The sequence below is a fragment of the Pseudomonas sp. DP-17 genome, from assembly GCF_022380625.1.
In the GTDB taxonomy this organism is placed as follows: domain Bacteria; phylum Pseudomonadota; class Gammaproteobacteria; order Pseudomonadales; family Pseudomonadaceae; genus Pseudomonas; species Pseudomonas nitroreducens_A.
Map to the genome: position 1 here is coordinate 1 of NZ_JAKSXG010000004.1, position 15,320 is coordinate 15,320.

At 65.5% G+C, this 15,320-nt stretch carries 14 protein-coding genes and 2 rRNA genes; 10 read left to right on the top strand and 6 right to left on the bottom strand.

Going from position 1 to position 15,320, the window contains the following annotated elements; all coding sequences use genetic code 11:
- The first annotated feature begins 8 nt into the window (after positions 1-8).
- Positions 9-124, top strand: a 5S ribosomal RNA gene (rrf, locus tag MJ122_RS09360).
- Positions 125-229: 105 nt separating this feature from the next.
- Positions 230-345: ribosomal RNA gene (gene rrf, locus MJ122_RS09365) — 5S ribosomal RNA — on the top strand.
- A gap of 195 nt (positions 346-540) precedes the next feature.
- Here rrf (MJ122_RS09365) and MJ122_RS09370 read toward each other — a convergent pair.
- The 6 genes from MJ122_RS09370 to MJ122_RS09395 all read right to left on the bottom strand — a co-directional run bounded on the left by MJ122_RS09370 (position 541) and on the right by MJ122_RS09395 (position 8,033).
- On the bottom strand, positions 541-999 hold the full coding sequence (locus tag MJ122_RS09370; protein WP_239743923.1) for a GNAT family N-acetyltransferase: 459 nt from the start codon (positions 997-999) through the stop codon (positions 541-543).
- 118 nt (positions 1,000-1,117) lie between these two features.
- Entirely contained in the window at positions 1,118-2,335 is a 1,218-nt protein-coding gene (gene fabB / locus MJ122_RS09375) for a beta-ketoacyl-ACP synthase I (protein WP_045208787.1), read from the bottom strand.
- 10 nt (positions 2,336-2,345) lie between these two features.
- On the bottom strand, positions 2,346-2,861 hold the full coding sequence (gene fabA / locus MJ122_RS09380; protein ID WP_017517389.1) for a 3-hydroxyacyl-[acyl-carrier-protein] dehydratase FabA: 516 nt from the start codon (positions 2,859-2,861) through the stop codon (positions 2,346-2,348).
- Positions 2,862-3,089: 228 nt separating this feature from the next.
- Positions 3,090-5,006 (bottom strand): ATP-binding protein, encoded by a 1,917-nt coding sequence (locus tag MJ122_RS09385; RefSeq protein WP_088417576.1) that lies wholly within the window; start codon positions 5,004-5,006, stop codon positions 3,090-3,092.
- The gene (locus MJ122_RS09390) at positions 5,003-5,923 is read right to left on the bottom strand and encodes an ABC transporter substrate-binding protein (RefSeq protein ID WP_239743925.1); all 921 of its coding nucleotides are present in this window, start codon (positions 5,921-5,923) and stop codon (positions 5,003-5,005) included. Before MJ122_RS09390 ends, MJ122_RS09385 begins: the two co-directional genes overlap by 4 nt.
- Position 5,924: 1 nt before the next feature.
- On the bottom strand, positions 5,925-8,033 hold the full coding sequence (locus tag MJ122_RS09395; RefSeq protein ID WP_239743927.1) for a TonB-dependent receptor: 2,109 nt from the start codon (positions 8,031-8,033) through the stop codon (positions 5,925-5,927).
- Between the two features lie 182 nt (positions 8,034-8,215).
- On the opposite strand from MJ122_RS09395, the gene MJ122_RS09400 reads away from it, so the two are divergent.
- From MJ122_RS09400 to MJ122_RS09435, 8 genes are all read left to right on the top strand, one after another.
- Positions 8,216-9,238, top strand: a complete 1,023-nt coding sequence (locus MJ122_RS09400; RefSeq protein WP_239743929.1) for an NAD(P)H-dependent glycerol-3-phosphate dehydrogenase — start codon at positions 8,216-8,218, stop codon at positions 9,236-9,238.
- Positions 9,239-9,250: 12 nt separating this feature from the next.
- The gene (locus MJ122_RS09405; RefSeq protein ID WP_017517384.1) at positions 9,251-9,592 is read left to right on the top strand and encodes a DUF4389 domain-containing protein; all 342 of its coding nucleotides are present in this window, start codon (positions 9,251-9,253) and stop codon (positions 9,590-9,592) included.
- Positions 9,589-10,053 carry a phosphohistidine phosphatase SixA gene (gene sixA / locus MJ122_RS09410; protein WP_239743931.1) on the top strand — a complete coding sequence of 155 codons (465 nt, stop codon included), beginning with the start codon at positions 9,589-9,591 and terminating at the stop codon, positions 10,051-10,053. The genes MJ122_RS09405 and sixA overlap by 4 nt, the downstream gene beginning before the upstream one ends.
- A 381-nt stretch (positions 10,054-10,434) precedes the next feature.
- Complete coding sequence (locus MJ122_RS09415) at positions 10,435-12,102, top strand: AMP-binding protein (RefSeq protein WP_239743933.1); 1,668 nt, start codon at positions 10,435-10,437, stop codon at positions 12,100-12,102.
- Positions 12,103-12,117: 15 nt separating this feature from the next.
- Entirely contained in the window at positions 12,118-12,543 is a 426-nt protein-coding gene (locus MJ122_RS09420) for a hotdog fold thioesterase (protein ID WP_239743934.1), read from the top strand.
- A 254-nt stretch (positions 12,544-12,797) separates the two neighbouring features.
- Positions 12,798-13,601 (top strand): AraC family transcriptional regulator, encoded by an 804-nt coding sequence (locus tag MJ122_RS09425; RefSeq protein WP_239743936.1) that lies wholly within the window; start codon positions 12,798-12,800, stop codon positions 13,599-13,601.
- Positions 13,602-13,646: 45 nt separating this feature from the next.
- The gene (locus MJ122_RS09430) at positions 13,647-14,294 is read left to right on the top strand and encodes a LysE family translocator (RefSeq protein WP_239743938.1); all 648 of its coding nucleotides are present in this window, start codon (positions 13,647-13,649) and stop codon (positions 14,292-14,294) included.
- A gap of 224 nt (positions 14,295-14,518) precedes the next feature.
- Positions 14,519-15,319 carry an alpha/beta hydrolase gene (locus tag MJ122_RS09435; RefSeq protein WP_088417569.1) on the top strand — a complete coding sequence of 267 codons (801 nt, stop codon included), beginning with the start codon at positions 14,519-14,521 and terminating at the stop codon, positions 15,317-15,319.
- The last annotated feature ends 1 nt before the right edge of the window (position 15,320 follow it).

Consider the following 15,320-nt stretch of genomic DNA (forward strand, 5'->3'; position numbering starts at 1 on the left):
AAGAATTGCTTGACGACCATAGAGCGTTGGAACCACCTGATCCCATCCCGAACTCAGTAGTGAAACGACGCATCGCCGATGGTAGTGTGGAGTTTCTCCATGTGAGAGTAGGTCATCGTCAAGCTCCTATCCCAAGACCCCTGGTCAGCTTCGCTGGCCGGGGGTTTTGCTTATTAGTGTAAGCAACCCGAATTCGGATGAGCGCCAAGGCGAGCATCCAACCGAATTGCTTGACGACCATAGAGCATTGGAACCACCTGATCCCATCCCGAACTCAGTAGTGAAACGATGCATCGCCGATGGTAGTGTGGAGTTTCTCCATGTGAGAGTAGGTCATCGTCAAGCTTCTAATTCCAAGCCCCTGATCAGCGAAAGCTGATCGGGGGCTTTGTTTTTGGGGAAGGAAAAATACTCGCTGTGCCATGGGATGCTTCCGCTTGGCGCGCCGCCCTCTCACTGAAGGGAGAGGGGACCGATTGGCACGGTGAACAGTTCTGGCGTTAGTCGGAGAACGGATGCTGTTCGCGAGCAGGCTCGCTCCTACAGCGGGCTGAGGGGCTTGGTCATGATGAGGGTGCGCTCTTCGCCGTGGAGTTGTTCGCGCAGCACGCAATAGCCCAGGCGAGCGTAGAAGCTTTCAGCAGTGATGGAAGAGGGCACCAGCAGGGCCTCTATGCTGCGCTCCAGAGCGGCTTTCTCGATTCGGCTCATCAGGGCCTGGCCGATGCCTCTGCGTTGCTGCGCAGGGGTTATGAAGAGGCTGCGCACGACATCGCCATCCAGGGCGCCAGTGCCCACGATCTTGTCGTTCAGCAGGGCGACGAAGACCAGGCGTTGCTCCAGCAACTCCAGCACCCGCCCAGGCGTGAAATTGGCCACCACTGATGCGATAACGCTCTCCGGATAGTCCTGGCTGTTGCTCTCTTGGACGGCCGCTACTATCACCTGGCTGATGGCCTTGGCGTCGTCGCTGTGGGCTTGCCTGATCGTCAATTCCATCCGTGCGCTCCCTGTTATCAGCCTGCTCATCCTGACGGGATCGGTAGTGCGAGGATAGAGCGGAATTGCAGGCAACAAAAAAGGCGCCCTGGGGCGCCTTTCCTGTTTGGATCATCGATCAGCCGTTGTGGCGTTTCAGGACCAGGGTGGCGTTGGTGCCGCCGAAGCCGAAGCTGTTGCTCATGACGGTGTCGATCTTCGCGTTCTCACGGGTCTCGCGCAGAATCGGCAGGTCGGCGACTTCCGGGTCCAGCTCGTCGATGTTTGCCGAACCGGCGATGAAGTTGCCTTCCATCATCAGCAGGCAGTAGATCGCTTCGTGAACGCCAGCGGCGCCCAGGGAGTGGCCGGACAGGCTCTTGGTGGAGCTGATGGCCGGAGCCTTGTCGCCGAACACGGCACGTACGCCACGGATTTCAGCGACATCGCCGACCGGGGTGGAGGTGCCGTGGGTGTTCAGGTAGTCGATCGGGGTGTCCACGGTCGACAGGGCCTGCTGCATGCAGCGGATGGCGCCTTCGCCGCTCGGGGCGACCATGTCGTAGCCATCGGAAGTTGCACCGTAGCCAACGATTTCGGCGTAGATCTTGGCACCACGCTTGAGGGCGTGTTCCAGCTCTTCGACCACGACCATGCCGCCGCCGCCGGCGATGACGAAACCATCACGCTTGGCGTCGTAGGCGCGCGAGGCCTTTTCCGGGGTGTCGTTGTACTGGGTGGAGAGGGCGCCCATGGCGTCGAACAGGCAGCTCTGGCTCCAGTGTTCTTCCTCACCGCCGCCGGCGAAGACGACGTCCTGCTTGCCCAACTGGATCTGTTCCATCGCCTGGCCGATGCAATGCGCGCTGGTGGCGCAGGCCGAGGAGATGGAGTAGTTCACACCCTTGATCTGGAAGGGAGTGGCCAGGCAGGCGGATACGGTGCTGCCCATGGTGCGGGTGACGCGGTATGGGCCGATGCGCTTGACGCCCTTCTCGCGCAGGGTGTCGATGGCTTCCATCTGGTTCAGGGTGGAAGCACCGCCGGAGCCGGCGATCAGGCCGGTGCGCGGGTTGGAGATCTGCTCGGGGGTGAGGCCGGAGTCCTTGATCGCCTGTTCCATTGCCAGGTAGGCATAAGCGGCGGCGTCGCCCATGAAGCGGAAGACCTTGCGGTCGATCAGCTCTTCCAGGTTCAGGTTGACCGAACCGGACACGTGGCTGCGCAGGCCCATCTCGGCGTAGCTCGGGTTGTGGCGGATGCCAGCACGGCCTGCACGCAAGTTGGCGGAGACGGTGTCTTTGTCATTGCCCAGGCAGGAAACGATGCCCAGACCGGTGATCACGACGCGACGCATGCGGATACCCTTAGAAGCTGTCAGTGGAAGTGAACAGGCCGACGCGGAGGCCTTCGGCGCTGTAGATTTCGCGGCCATCGACGCTGACGGTGCCGTCGGCGATGGCCAGGATCAGCGAACGATTGATCGTACGCTTGATGTGAATGTTGTAGGTGACTTTCTTGGCGGTCGGCAGGACCTGGCCGAAGAACTTCACTTCGCCCGAACCCAGGGCGCGGCCGCGGCCGGGGTTGCCCTGCCAGCCGAGGTGGAAGCCCACCAGCTGCCACATGGCATCGAGGCCCAGGCAGCCCGGCATGACGGGGTCGCCCTCGAAGTGGCAGGCGAAGAACCACAGGTCCGGGTTGATATCCAGCTCGGCGACCAGTTCGCCCTTGCCGTACTTGCCGCCAACATCACTGATGTGGGTGATGCGGTCGATCATCAGCATGTTCGGGGCGGGCAGTTGCGCATTACCCGGGCCGAAGAGCTCGCCGCGGCTGCAGCGCAGCAGGTCTTCTCGGGTGAAGGCGTTTTGTTTGGTCATGCGAGCTCCTCAAAAATCCTGGATAGCAGGCGTTGTCTGGCTTGTGCCTGCGGCGCCGCGTTCCGTTGTTCTTGTCACGGTGTCATGCGGCAGCCTAGTCATAGACTATTGCCTTTAAGTGAAAGTCACAGCAATCGGCGAACGCTTGTTCACTTTTCGCCGACGCAAGGTTTCCGTCAGGACGCAGGCCCGGACCGGTCCGCAGTTTGCGGGCAAGCGCTCCGCCGATCAACGACCTGGGGCAACCCAGCGCTGCAGAATCCGCTGCAGTTCCGCGCGTTTGAACGGCTTGGCCAGGTAATCGTTCATTCCCGCCTCCAGGCACGCTTCGCGGTCACCTTGCAGCGCGTTGGCGGTCAGGGCGATGATCGGTACCTGCTCGCCGCCCGGTTTCGCGCGGATCTGCCGGGTCGCCTCGTAGCCGTTGAGCACCGGCAGCCGGCAATCCATCAGGATCGCCGCGAATTCGCCGCGCTCCGAGGTGCGCACTGCCTGGGCGCCGTCACCCACCAGCGTGACGCGATAACCCAGGCTGCGCAACATAGCTTCTATGACCGTTTGATTCACCGGGTTGTCCTCCACCAGCAGTACGGACTGACCAGTGGCAAGGGCATCGACACCGGTCAATCCGTTCTCTGCGGCGCTCTGACGCTCCCGGAAGGGCAGCGGAATTTCCAGGGTGAAGGTCGAGCCACATCCCTCTTCGCTGACGGCGCCCAGGGTGCCGCCCATCCGCTCGGCCAGGGTGCGCGCGATGGACAGCCCCAGCCCGGTGCCGCCGTAGCGCCGCGAGGTGGACGAGTCCGCCTGCTGGAAGGCTTCGAACATGTGCTCCAGGCGCTCGTGGGAGATGCCGATGCCGCTGTCCTGCACCGAGCAGCTGAGCCACAGCACTTCGTCGTCCAGCGCCTGCCAGGTGGCTTCCAGGCGCACGCCGCCGTCCTCGGTAAACTTCAGGGCGTTGCCCAACAGGTTGACCAGGATCTGCCGGATGCGCGTCGGGTCGCCCTGCACCTCCAGGTTGTCGAGGCCCTCCTGGACCTTCATTTCCAGCTCCAGCCCGCGTTGCTGGGCGCTGTGCTGGAAGACCTGGATCGAGCTCTGGATCAGCTCCAGCAGGTTGAACGGGATGCGCTCCAGCTCCAGGGCGCCGCGCTCGACCCGAGAGAAGTCGAGGATGTCGTTGATCACCTTGAGCAGGTGCTCGGTGGATTCGGTGGCCAGCGCGCTGTACTCGGCCTGCTCCTGGTTCAACTCGGTGGTTTCCAGCAACTGCAGCATACCCAGCACGCCGTTCATCGGAGTGCGCAGTTCGTGGCTCATCATCGCCAGGAAGTCGGACTTGGCGCGGTTGGCCTCTTCGGCTTCCTCCCGCGCCGCAACCAACTGGGCGATGCTGCGCTCCTGCTCCAGGCTGGCCTGCTGCAGGCCGCGGGCAAGGTTGTTGATGTGCCGGGCGAGGTCGCCGACTTCGCCGTCATCCGGCACCGGCAGGGTGGTGTGGTAGTCGCCGGTCTGGATCGCCTGCACGGCGCGGCCCATGGTGCGGATCGGCGCGGCCAGGCGGCGGGCGAGGCGGCGCGCCAGCAGATAGGTGAGGATCAACGCGAACAGTGCGAGCAGGCTCGCCTTGAGGAGGATTTCCTGCTGGCGTTCGCTGAAGGCGTCGCTGGCCATGCCGACCACCACGCGGCCGAGATAGTCGCCACTGGGCGGTGCGGCAGCCGGCAGCATGTCGTTGGAATCGGCCAGCCCGCTGCCGTTGAGCGCGATGTTCTCGCGCTGGATCGAGGCGTGGAAGATCTCCACCTTGGTGCTCGCCTGCGCGGGATCGGCGGCGTGCTCGACGTAGACGAGGATGTTGTCGCCGCGGTCGCGTACTTCGATGAAGCGCACGTGGGCGGTGCTCAGGGTCGCGCGTAGCAGGCTCTGCAGCACCGGCAGGTTGCCGGAGATCACCCCGTACTCCGCCGCCGGGGCGAGTTGGTTGGCGATCAGTTGGCCGGTGTGGTTGGACTCCAGGCGCAGGTCCTGCAGACGCGAGTAGGTGAAGTAACCGGTCAGCAGCACGGTGAGCAGCAGCGCCGGGCCGAGGCTGATGGCCAGCATGCGCGTCTGGATGTTCCAGCTCTTGCGGGAACTCATGGTTTCTCTCCTTCGGCCAGGCGCTGCGCGAGTTCCGCGTCGCCTTGCAGGTCGATGCCGAGCGAGCGCGCCACCTGGCGGTTGCTCTGCACCTTGAAGCGGTCGGGGTAGCGGCTGCGGGGCCAGTGCTCCGCCGGCTCGTCGAGCAGGGTGTCGAGGGTTTCGAGCCAGTCGCTCTGGTCGCTGTAGGTGCTGGCCAGGCTGCCGGCCTTCACGAAGGCTGCCGTGGGACCGATCAGCGCCCGGTTTTCGGCGTAGGCGCTGAGCAGAATGCCCTTGATGGTTTGCGCGTTATAAAGCTGTTTGTCGTCCAGCCCGAGCAGCAGGTCACTGCGACCGAGCAGTTCTCGCAGCGGGCGGTTGTCTTCGGCGCGGGTCTGCAGCTCACTGACCAGCTCCACTCCGAGCTGGGCGGCGCTGTGCTGGAGCTCTTTCAACAGGAATTCGCTGCTCGGCCCGACCAGCACGCCGATGCGCTGCGGGCGTGGGCTGAGCTGCAGGGCCAAGGCCAGTTGGCGTGCCGGCGGCGGATCGCTCCACAGCAGGCTCAGGTGCGGCGGGGCGCGCTCGCCCAGCACCTGCCGGGCTTCGACGCGGCTGACCAGCAGGGTCAACGCCGGCGGTGCATCGTGGCTGGCCAGGCGCCAATTCAGCGCGCCGCTGCCGAGCAGCAACAGGCGCGTCTCGCCATCCAGCTTGGCGGCGGGCGGCAGGTTCTCCGGTGATTCCAGCCGCACGTGATCGTCAGGACGACGTTGTGCCAGGGCCTCGGCAAAGTCCTGCAGCGCCGGGCTCTGTTCGGTGCTGACCAGCAAGATTTCGCGGGCCTGGGCCGGCAGTGCGAACAGGCAGGCCAGCCAGAGGAGCAGGGCGATGCGGAGGGTTGTGAGGCTCATCCTTGAGCGGGGGGCAGACATGCTAGAAGTCCACCTCGGCGCTGAAATAGAGCAGGTGGCGATTGTCGTAGCGGTTTTCCGGCCAGGTCAGCGGTTCGTCGTCCAGACGCTGTTGCAGCACGCCGGCCAGCTCCAGCATCGCGCGGCCCAGGGGGATGCGCTTGGCGACGCGCAGGTCGACACGCTCGAAGCGGTGCTCGTTCAGCGCGTCGTCACCGTAGTAGAAGACCGAGCTGGACCAGCCGCGCCCCCAGTCGCGCATCCAGCCGGCCGAGCCGCTGTTGCGCGCGGTCAGGCGCTGGTCGTAGCGGCTGCTCGCCTCGTAGTCGACATAGGCATAGGTCAGGCGCACGCGGTCCTGGCGCGTCAGGCGCCAGTCGAGCTGGGTCTCGGCGCCACTGAAGCGGATGTCGTTGTCGTTGGTTGGTTCGAAGTCGGAGACCTTCAAGGGATCGCTGATCAGCCCGTGGATTTCGTCGTAGTAGGCTTTGATATCGACCGCGAGTCCGAATTCGTCGAACTGGCCGTTGTAGCCGATTTCCCGCGAGCGCATGCGCTCCTGGTCGAGGTCGCCCGGCCCGTGGGCGCGGGCGAAGTAGTAGGCGCTGGACTGACCGTAGACCGGCGCCGAGAGGTTGCGCACCCGGTAGCTCCAGTTCACGTCGTTCTCGTACATGTCCGGCGAACGCACCGCCTCGGAATACACGGCGCGCAGGCTGTGGCGCGGGGTGATCAGGTAGTTGAGGGCGATGCGCGGGCTGACCGAGCTGCCGGAGAGCTGGTCGTCCTCCACCATCGCGCCGCCCTGCAGCAGCCAGTGCGGCGTCAGGTGCCATTCCAGCTGGCCGAACAGGCGCCAGATATCGTTGTTCACCGTGCCGTCGAAGTAGGTTTCCGAGGTGGCCTGGTCGTGGCGGTAGCTCATGCCGCTGACCAGCCGAACGCCGTCGGCAAGGCTCAGGGTGTCCTGGACTTCCAGGTCGTAGCGGGTCTCGCGGATGTTCTGGTTCACCTGCCCGCAGACCGGCAGATAGGCACCGGCCGCCAGCTGCTGGATGACCTGTCGTGCCAGCGCCTGCTTCTGCGGCGTGCCGCGGGGAATGCGCGGCAGAGCATCGGCGAAATTCTGCACATATTTCGGGTCCAGTTCCCACAGCTGCGCGAGCTGCGGGCTGAAGGCGATCTGCGCTTCGCACGCGTCGAAGTCCTGCAGGCGCTCCCAGTGTTCAGCGTATCCCTGCACGTAGAGGCTGTGCTCAGGGTTGGCGTCGAACGTCCAGCGCATCGAGCCTGCGTAATCGCGGGCGGTCAGGTCGGAGTCGTTGTCGCCTGCGGCGATGTTGCCGAAGATCGGCTCGTAGCCGTAGGGCCGCTGGTTGCTGCCTTCCTTCGCGGCGAGCTGCCAGTCCAGGCTGTTGCGCAGGTCCAGGCTGTGGCTGGCCACCAGGTTGAAGCGGCTCAGGCGGCGGCCATCGCGGTAGTCGCGGCCGTACTGGTCGTGGTCGAAGCCATCGTCTTCCTGGCCGGAGAGCGACAGCCGGTAGTCGCCGGAACGGTCATGGATGCCCTGGCTGGCGTACCAGTCGCGAACGCCGTTCTGCCCGGCGGTGTATTTCAGCCGTGTGCCCTGGCTGTCGGCGGGGTGGCGAGTGAGGATGTTGATCACCCCCATCAGCGCGTTGGCGCCGTAACTCACGGCGTTGGGCCCGCGGAAGACCTCGATGCGGTCGATGTCCTCGATGGCCACCGGGATGTCGCTCCAGTCCACCGTGGCCAGGCCGGGGCGGTACACCGAGCGGCCGTCGACCAGTACCTGCAAACGCCGCGCCTCGGTGACGTTGGTGCCGTGGTAGTTCACCGTCGCCTGGTTGCCCGACAGGTAGCCGACCATCATGCCCGGCACCAGGCGCATCAGCTCGGGAATGTCGCGGGCGCCGGAGGCCTTGATCAGGTCGCGGTCGAGTACCGTCATGCTGCCGGGAACTTCGGCGGGGGACTGTTTGAGCCGCGTCGCGGTCAGAACTTCCGGGACATCGAGGCTGTCCACGAACAGGTCGCCCGCCACAACCTTGCCCGCCAGCAATGCGGCAAGCAGGGAGAGCGGCAAAGGGACGCGGACGGATCGATGCACGGAACGGCCTTGTTCTCGCTTCTTATCAATGGGGTCAACGTCGGCAGCCAGACGTTTCCTGTCAGACGGATGTTAAACGAGGCGGCGCTGATTGCCAGTCCCGCGATCCGCACTGGTCGCTCGCCGATGCGGCCTTATAATGCCCCAATCGCCGCCCCTCAGCGGTCACCAATGGAACAGACATGACACAGCAGCAACCGATCGCCGTCCTCGGCGGTGGCAGTTTCGGCACCGCCTTCGCCAATCTGCTGGCAGAAAACGGACAGCGCGTTCGCCAATGGATGCGCGACGAGGAACAGGCCGAGGCGATCCGCACCCGTCGCGAGAATCCCAATTACCTCAAGGGCATACGCATTCATGACGGCGTGGAGCCGACCACGGACCTCGCCGCCACCCTGGCCGAGTGCGAGATGATCTTCGTCGCGGTGCCTTCCAGCGCCCTGCGCAAGGTGCTCGACGGCCGCAGCGAGCAACTGGCGGGCAAGATGCTGGTCAGCCTGACCAAGGGCATCGAGGCGCAGAGCTTCAAGCTGATGAGCCAGGTGCTCGAAGAGATTGCCCCGAAGTCCCGTATCGCGGTGATCTCCGGCCCGAACCTGGCGCGGGAGATCGCCGAGCATGAGCTGACCGCTACCGTGGTCGCCAGCGAGGACGAAGACCTCTGCGCCCAGGTGCAGCAGGCCCTGCACGGGCGCACCTTCCGCGTCTACGCCAGTGGTGACCGCTTCGGCGTCGAACTGGGCGGCGCATTAAAGAACGTCTACGCCATCATTGCCGGCATGGCCGCCGCGCTGGGCATGGGCGAGAACACCAAGGGCATGCTGATCACCCGCGCCCTGGCCGAAATGACCCGCTTCGCCGTCCAGCTCGGCGCCAACCCCATGACCTTCCTGGGCCTGGCCGGCGTCGGGGACCTGATCGTCACCTGTTCGTCACCCAAGAGCCGCAACTATCAGGTGGGCTTCGCCCTGGGCGAAGGCCTGACCCTGGATGACGCCGTGGCGCGCATGGGCGAGACCGCCGAGGGCGTGAACACCCTCAAGGTGCTCAAGGCCAAGGCCGATGAGCTGCAGGTCTACATGCCGCTGGTGGCCGGCCTCAACGCCATCCTGTTCGGCGGCCGCACCCTGGAGCAGGTTATCGGGGCGCTGATGAGCGGCGAGCCGAAGACCGACGTCGACTTCATTCCCACCACCGGTTTCTGAGGAGGTACAACCATGTCTGCGGAACGTCAGGAAAAAGAGTCCCTGGTCCTGCGCGTCGTCTGGATGCTGGTCTTCGCGCTGGTCTGGTTCGTCGCCGAGATCATCCTCGGCGCTGTGGTGATCATCCAGCTGATCTACCGCATCATCTATGGCGCGCCCAGCGGCAGCCTGATGGGCTTCGGCGACAGCCTGAGCCAGTACTTTGCGCAGATTGGCCGCTTCGGCACCTTCCAGACCGAAGAGAAGCCCTGGCCGTTCGCCGACTGGCCGACCGCTCGCGCGCCGGAGGGCGAGGCCCCTCACGACGTGCCGCCGGCACCGCACCCGGTGCGTGACGAGGAGCCGAAGCTTTGAAGCTCTGGCTGCTGCGCCATGGCGAAGCCGAGCCCCAGGCCCGCCGCGACTCGGAGCGGCGACTGACCGCCCACGGCATCAAGGAGGCGCTCAAGAGCGCCGCCCAGCTCGCCGGCCAGCCGCTGGACGGCATCCTGGCCAGCCCCTACGTACGCGCCCAGGAAACCGCCGAACTGGTCCGCGAGGCGCTGGGCTTCGAAGGTTCGGTCGGCACCGCACCCTGGCTGACTCCGGACGATGACCCCAAGGACGTGCTGCGCTTCCTCGACGGCCGCAACGAGCGAAACCTGCTGCTGGTCACCCACCAACCGCTGGTGGGGGCGTTGGCCGGGCTGCTGGTGCACGGCAGCCGCAGCGACGCCGTGCCGTTCAGCACCGCCACCCTTGCGGAACTGGAAGGCGAGGTGCCGGTGGCGGGGCTGATGGAGCTGGTATCGCTCTACCATCCGCGGCACTCCTGAGCTCGCTGAAAGACCTCCGGATACTTTGTGCCGGAGCTTTCCCCTCTCCCCGGCCCTCTCCCTATAAGGGAGAGGGAGCCGCCCGTGCCGGCTGATTCCGTGGTTTCTCCTGCTGCCCAACAGTTCCCTCTCCCGTTTGCGGGAGAGGGCCAGGGAGAGGGGCTCGTCCTCCGCTCCTAGCAATTCGTGCCCGGATGTTTCCGTGCAGTGCCCGTCGCAGAGCGGCTGGCGCCCATCCTTCGACTAAATCCTACAAAACTTCACACGACCAACCTTGTTTGCGGCTGCGCTGCGTGGAATATTCGACCAAGCAAGTGCTTGGTTGATCCATCGCTATATCCCTGAGCTACACCTCTGACAACAAGAACAAAGGAGGGGCACGTGGTTAAAGCAGTCCGATTACCACTCGACCTGTTCTATCAGCGCGAGAAGAGCCACCCGAACAAACGCTACCTGGTGCAGCCGCTCACCGGCGGCGACGTGCAAACCCTGACCTGGGGCGAAGTGGGCGAACAGGCCCGCCGCGCCGCAGCCTGGCTGCGCAGCCTGGATCTGCCCGAAGGCAGCCGGGTGGCGATCATTTCGAAGAACTGCGCGCACTGGATAGTCGCCGACATCGCCATCTGGATGGCCGGCCACGTCTCGGTGCCGCTGTACCCCAACCTCACGGCCGACTCCGTGCGCCAGGTGATGACCCACTCCGAAGCGCGGGTGGCCTTCATCGGCAAGCTGGACGACTGGCCGGCGATGGTCGACGGCATTCCCGAAGACGTGCCTACTGTGGCGTTGCCCTTGCACCCGGAAGGACGCTTCGACCACCAGTGGAGCGATCTGCAGGCGCAATCGCCGATCCTCGATGATCCACGCCCGGACGCCGCGACCCTGGCGACGCTCATCTATACCTCCGGCACCACCGGCACGCCCAAGGGCGTGATGCACACCTTCGGCAACTTCGCCTTCGCCGCCAGCCATGCCATCGACCTGTTCGGTGTCGGCGAGGAGGACCGCCTGCTGTCCTACCTGCCGCTGTGCCACGTGGCCGAGCGCATGTTCGTGCAGATGGCGTCGATCTACGCCGGGCAGACGATCTTCTTCGCCGAGAGCCTGGACACCTTCGTCGCCGACATGCGGCGCGCGCGGCCCACGGTGTTCTTCGGCGTGCCGCGCATCTGGACCAAGTTCCAGATGGGCGTCTATGCGCAGATGCCGGCGCAGAAGCTTGACCGACTGCTGCGTCTGCCGATCATCGGCCGCCTCGTTGGCCGCAAGGTGCTCGCCGGCCTTGGCCTCGATGCCGTGCGCTACGCCCTGTGCGGCGCCGCACCGGTGCCCGAAGCGCTGCTGGACTGGTACCGGCGCCTGGGCCTGAGCGTGCTCGAGGTCTACGGCATGACCGAGAACTGCGGCTACTCCCACGTCTGCCGGCCTGGCGAGCAGCGGGTCGGCTGGATCGGCCGCAACAGCCCCGGTGTGGAAGTGCGCATCAGCGACGAAGGCGAGGTGCAGGTGCGCAGCGGTGCGACCATGGTCGGCTACTTCAAGGACCCGGAGCGCACTGCCGAGACCCTCACCGAGGACGGCTTCCTGCGCACCGGCGACAAGGGCGAGCAGGACGCCCAGGGCAACCTGCGCCTGACCGGTCGCATCAAGGAAATCTTCAAGACCGCCAAGGGCAAGTATGTGGCCCCGGCGCCCATCGAGAACCGCCTGGCGGTGCACTCGCGGATCGAGCAGATCTGCGTGGTCGGCGATGGCCTGATCGCCCCGCTGGGCCTTTGCGTGCTGTCCGAGGTGGGCCGCCAGGAAGCCGCCAACGGCTCGCGCAGCCAACTGGAGCAGAGCCTGCAGGAGCTGCTCGCGGAGGTGAACGAGGCGCTGGACAAGCACGAGCGCCTGGCCGGGCTGGTGCTGGTCAAGGACGTCTGGACGGTGGACAACGGCTTCCTCACGCCGACCCTGAAAATCAAGCGCAACGTGGTGGAAGGGACCTACGGCAAGCGCTTCAATGAATGGGCGGAGCGCCGCGAGGCGGTGCAATGGCATGAATGACAGAAGGAATGTGGAATGACCTGGCGCACCCCGCCCGACCTGGAAAAGCTCAACGCGAACCTGAAGAACACCATCGGTGAAGTGCTCGACATCCGCTTCGAGGCGTTCGACGACGACTCGCTGACCGCCAGCATGGTGGTGGATTCGCGCACCCACCAGCCCTATGGCCTGCTGCACGGCGGCGCCTCGGTGGTGCTGGCGGAGACCGTCGGCTCCACGGCGAGCTATCTGTGCCTGGATACCTCCAAGTACTACTGCGTCGGCCTGGAGGTGAACGCCAACCACCTGCGCGGCCTGCGCAGCGGGCGGGTGACGGCGGTGGCCAAGGCGGTGCACATCGGCCGCTCGACCCACGTCTGGGAAATCCGCCTGCACGGGGATGATGGCAAGCCAAGCTGCATCTCGCGACTGACCATGGCCGTGGTGCCGCTGGAGCGCTGACCAGGCCGTGATCTGGCTCGGATGTAGGATGGCGTGGAGCGAAGCGATACCCATCGAATTCTGCGCCCGGGGCGTTGACCAGGGATTGGCACGAGGCTAGGCCGATCGCGGACGGAGTCCGCTCCTACGCTCCCGGGGATTCCGGCTTGATGTAGGAGCGGACTCCGTCCGCGATGTCGCCGCCCAACTCCGGTTGATCCGTCGCTCGCAATTTTGTCCAAGACCCGCCGTTCCCGCGCCGGTACAGTAGGCCCATGGAACGCATCGAACACCACAGCAGCGGCTTGCCCGGCGTCCGTTTCATTGACGCCGAGTACCGCCGTTTCGCCTTTCCCCGGCATTTTCACCTCGACTATCACGTCGGGCTGATGCTGGACGGCTGCCAGCGCTACACCCATCGCGGTGAGCGCTCGCTGGCCGGCAATGGCGACATCCTGCTGATGAGCCCCGAAAGCATCCACGACGGTTCCAGCGAAGGCGAGGACGGCTACCGCATCCGCGTACTGTCCATCGACCCGCAATGGCTGGACGATGCCTGCCGCGCCTTCAGTGATGGCCGCCAGGGCGCGCCGCGCCTGACTGCTGCGCAGCTGCGCGATCCGCTGCTGCAGGCCGAACTGCTGCGCGCCCACGCCCTGATGCTCGGTGGCGAGCGGCTGGCGCAGGAAGGTCAGCTCTGGCAGGCGCTGGCCGCGCTGCTGGAGCGCGCCTCCAGCCTGCGCATTCGCGAGCCGGGGCAGGGTTTCGATGCGCCGACCTGGACGCGCCTGCGCGAGTGGCTGGAATCGCGCCTGGAAACCCCACCGACCCTGGAAGAGATCGCCGAGTTCTGCGACCTCAGCCCCTGGCAGGTGTTGCGCCGCTTCAACCACCAGTGCGGGTTGCCGCCACACCAGTGGCTGACCCAGCTGCGCCTGGAGCGCGCCCTGCCACGGGTGATCAAGGGCCAGCCGCTGGCGGAAATCGCCCTGAGCCTGGGCTTCTACGACCAGGCGCACTTCAGCCGCCTGTTCCGTCGGACCTACGGATTGCCGCCCGCTCGACTACGCCAACGCTGATCCGATCCCACTTCCCGTTCCACTTTCCCACTGGAGAATCCCGCCATGCAGGAGGTTCACGTCTTGCTCATGCTCACTGCCGTGTTCGCAGTCGCCCTGGTCAGCCCCGGCCCGGACGTCGCGCTGGTGGTGCGCACTTCGCTGCACCAGGGCCGCCGCGCTGGCGTGCTCAGCGCCCTTGGGCTGGCCTGCGGCATCCTGGTCCACGGCACCCTGGTGCTGACCGGTGTGTCGCTGCTGCTGGCCCGCTCACCGCTGCTGTTCAGCGCCCTGCAACTGGTGGGCGCGGCTTACCTCGCCTGGCTCGGCGTCGGCGCGCTGCGCGCATTGTGCAAGCCCGGTGGAGCAGGGCGGATCGACGGCGAGCTGGCGGACTCGACGCTCGGTCCCTGGTTGCGCGGGCTGGCGACCAACCTGTTCAACCCCAAGGCGCTGGTGTTCTTCCTCGCACTGCTGACCAGCCTGATTCCAGTGGGCATGTCGGTTCCCGGCAAGGTCTCGGTGGCGGTGATGCTGTTCGTCGTTGGCTTCGCCTGGTTCAGTCTGCTCAGCGTGATTCTCACCCGACCGCTATGGCAGCAGCGCCTGCTACGCGCGGTGCCGGTGATCGATGGTGCCTGCGGGCTGGTGTTCCTGCTGGTGGCGGGGGGAATCCTGCTCAGCGTAATGAACCACGCGGCGCATTGGGTGTGAGGCGTGCTGGCGCATAACTTGTTCCATGCGCCCTACGATGGGCGTTCCGGAGGGCGCATAACGCGGCACGCGTTATCCGCCGCAAAAAGGGTGAGATCAGGGCAAATCCGCCGGAGCGCCATGGAGTTTGGCCGTAGTGCCGTCATTCGCGGGAGCGCGGGTCATTGCCGCGCCCCCGGTGCTGTCGGAAAATTCAGGCTGTCATTCCCCTGAGTTCACGCAGCATGTCGCAAGCGGTCTTCTTCGCCCACGCCAATGGTTTCCCCTCGGGCACCTACGGCAAGTTGTTCGACGCCCTGGAGCCGGATTACCGGGTCCATCGGCTGGACATGCATGGCCATGACCCGCGCTTCCCGGTGAACGCCAACTGGGAAAACCTGGTGGAAGAGCTGCTGCATCACCTGCAGGCGCTGGACGAGCCGGTGTGGGGCGTCGGTCATTCCCTGGGGGGTGTGCTGCATTACCATGCGGCGCTGCGCAAACCCGAGCTGTACCGCGGCGTGGTGATGCTCGACTCGCCCTTGTTGACCCTGGCCGACCAACTGGTGATCCGCGCCGCCAAGCGCTTCGGCTTCATCGACCGGCTGACGCCCGCTGGCCGCACCCTCGGCCGCCGCGAAGACTTCGACGACTTCGCCCAGGCGCTGGAATATTTCGCCGGCAAGCCACTGTTCAAGCGCTTCGACCGCGACTGCCTGGAAGCCTACGTGCGCCACGGGCTGGCGCCTGCGGACGCACGGGGCCTGCGGCTGAAGTTCGACCCGGCCACCGAGATTTCCATCTACCGCAACGTGCCGCACACCGCACCGGGGCGCGCCAAACAGCTGGCCGTGCCGCTGACCATGGTGCGCGGCCGCCACAGCCGCGTAGTGCTGCCGCACCATGCCCGGCTGATCGGCCGCATCCCCATGGGCGAAAGCCTGTCGCTGCCCGGTGGGCACATGTTCCCGCTGGAGCGCCCGCAGGATACCGCTGCGCTGCTCAAGACCGTCTTTGCTCGCTGGCAACAGCGCGCCAACACCTGAG

Coding starts and splice junctions, on each gene's coding strand:
- MJ122_RS09370 (WP_239743923.1), bottom strand. CDS start 999: ATGGAATTGACGATCAGGCAAGCCCACAGCGACGACGCCAAGGCCATC.
- fabB (WP_045208787.1), bottom strand. CDS start 2,335: ATGCGTCGCGTCGTGATCACCGGTCTGGGCATCGTTTCCTGCCTGGGC.
- fabA (WP_017517389.1), bottom strand. CDS start 2,861: ATGACCAAACAAAACGCCTTCACCCGAGAAGACCTGCTGCGCTGCAGC.
- MJ122_RS09385 (WP_088417576.1), bottom strand. CDS start 5,006: ATGAGTTCCCGCAAGAGCTGGAACATCCAGACGCGCATGCTGGCCATC.
- MJ122_RS09390 (WP_239743925.1), bottom strand. CDS start 5,923: ATGTCTGCCCCCCGCTCAAGGATGAGCCTCACAACCCTCCGCATCGCC.
- MJ122_RS09400 (WP_239743929.1), top strand. CDS start 8,216: ATGACACAGCAGCAACCGATCGCCGTCCTCGGCGGTGGCAGTTTCGGC.
- MJ122_RS09405 (WP_017517384.1), top strand. CDS start 9,251: ATGTCTGCGGAACGTCAGGAAAAAGAGTCCCTGGTCCTGCGCGTCGTC.
- MJ122_RS09420 (WP_239743934.1), top strand. CDS start 12,118: ATGACCTGGCGCACCCCGCCCGACCTGGAAAAGCTCAACGCGAACCTG.
- MJ122_RS09425 (WP_239743936.1), top strand. CDS start 12,798: ATGGAACGCATCGAACACCACAGCAGCGGCTTGCCCGGCGTCCGTTTC.
- MJ122_RS09430 (WP_239743938.1), top strand. CDS start 13,647: ATGCAGGAGGTTCACGTCTTGCTCATGCTCACTGCCGTGTTCGCAGTC.
- MJ122_RS09435 (WP_088417569.1), top strand. CDS start 14,519: ATGTCGCAAGCGGTCTTCTTCGCCCACGCCAATGGTTTCCCCTCGGGC.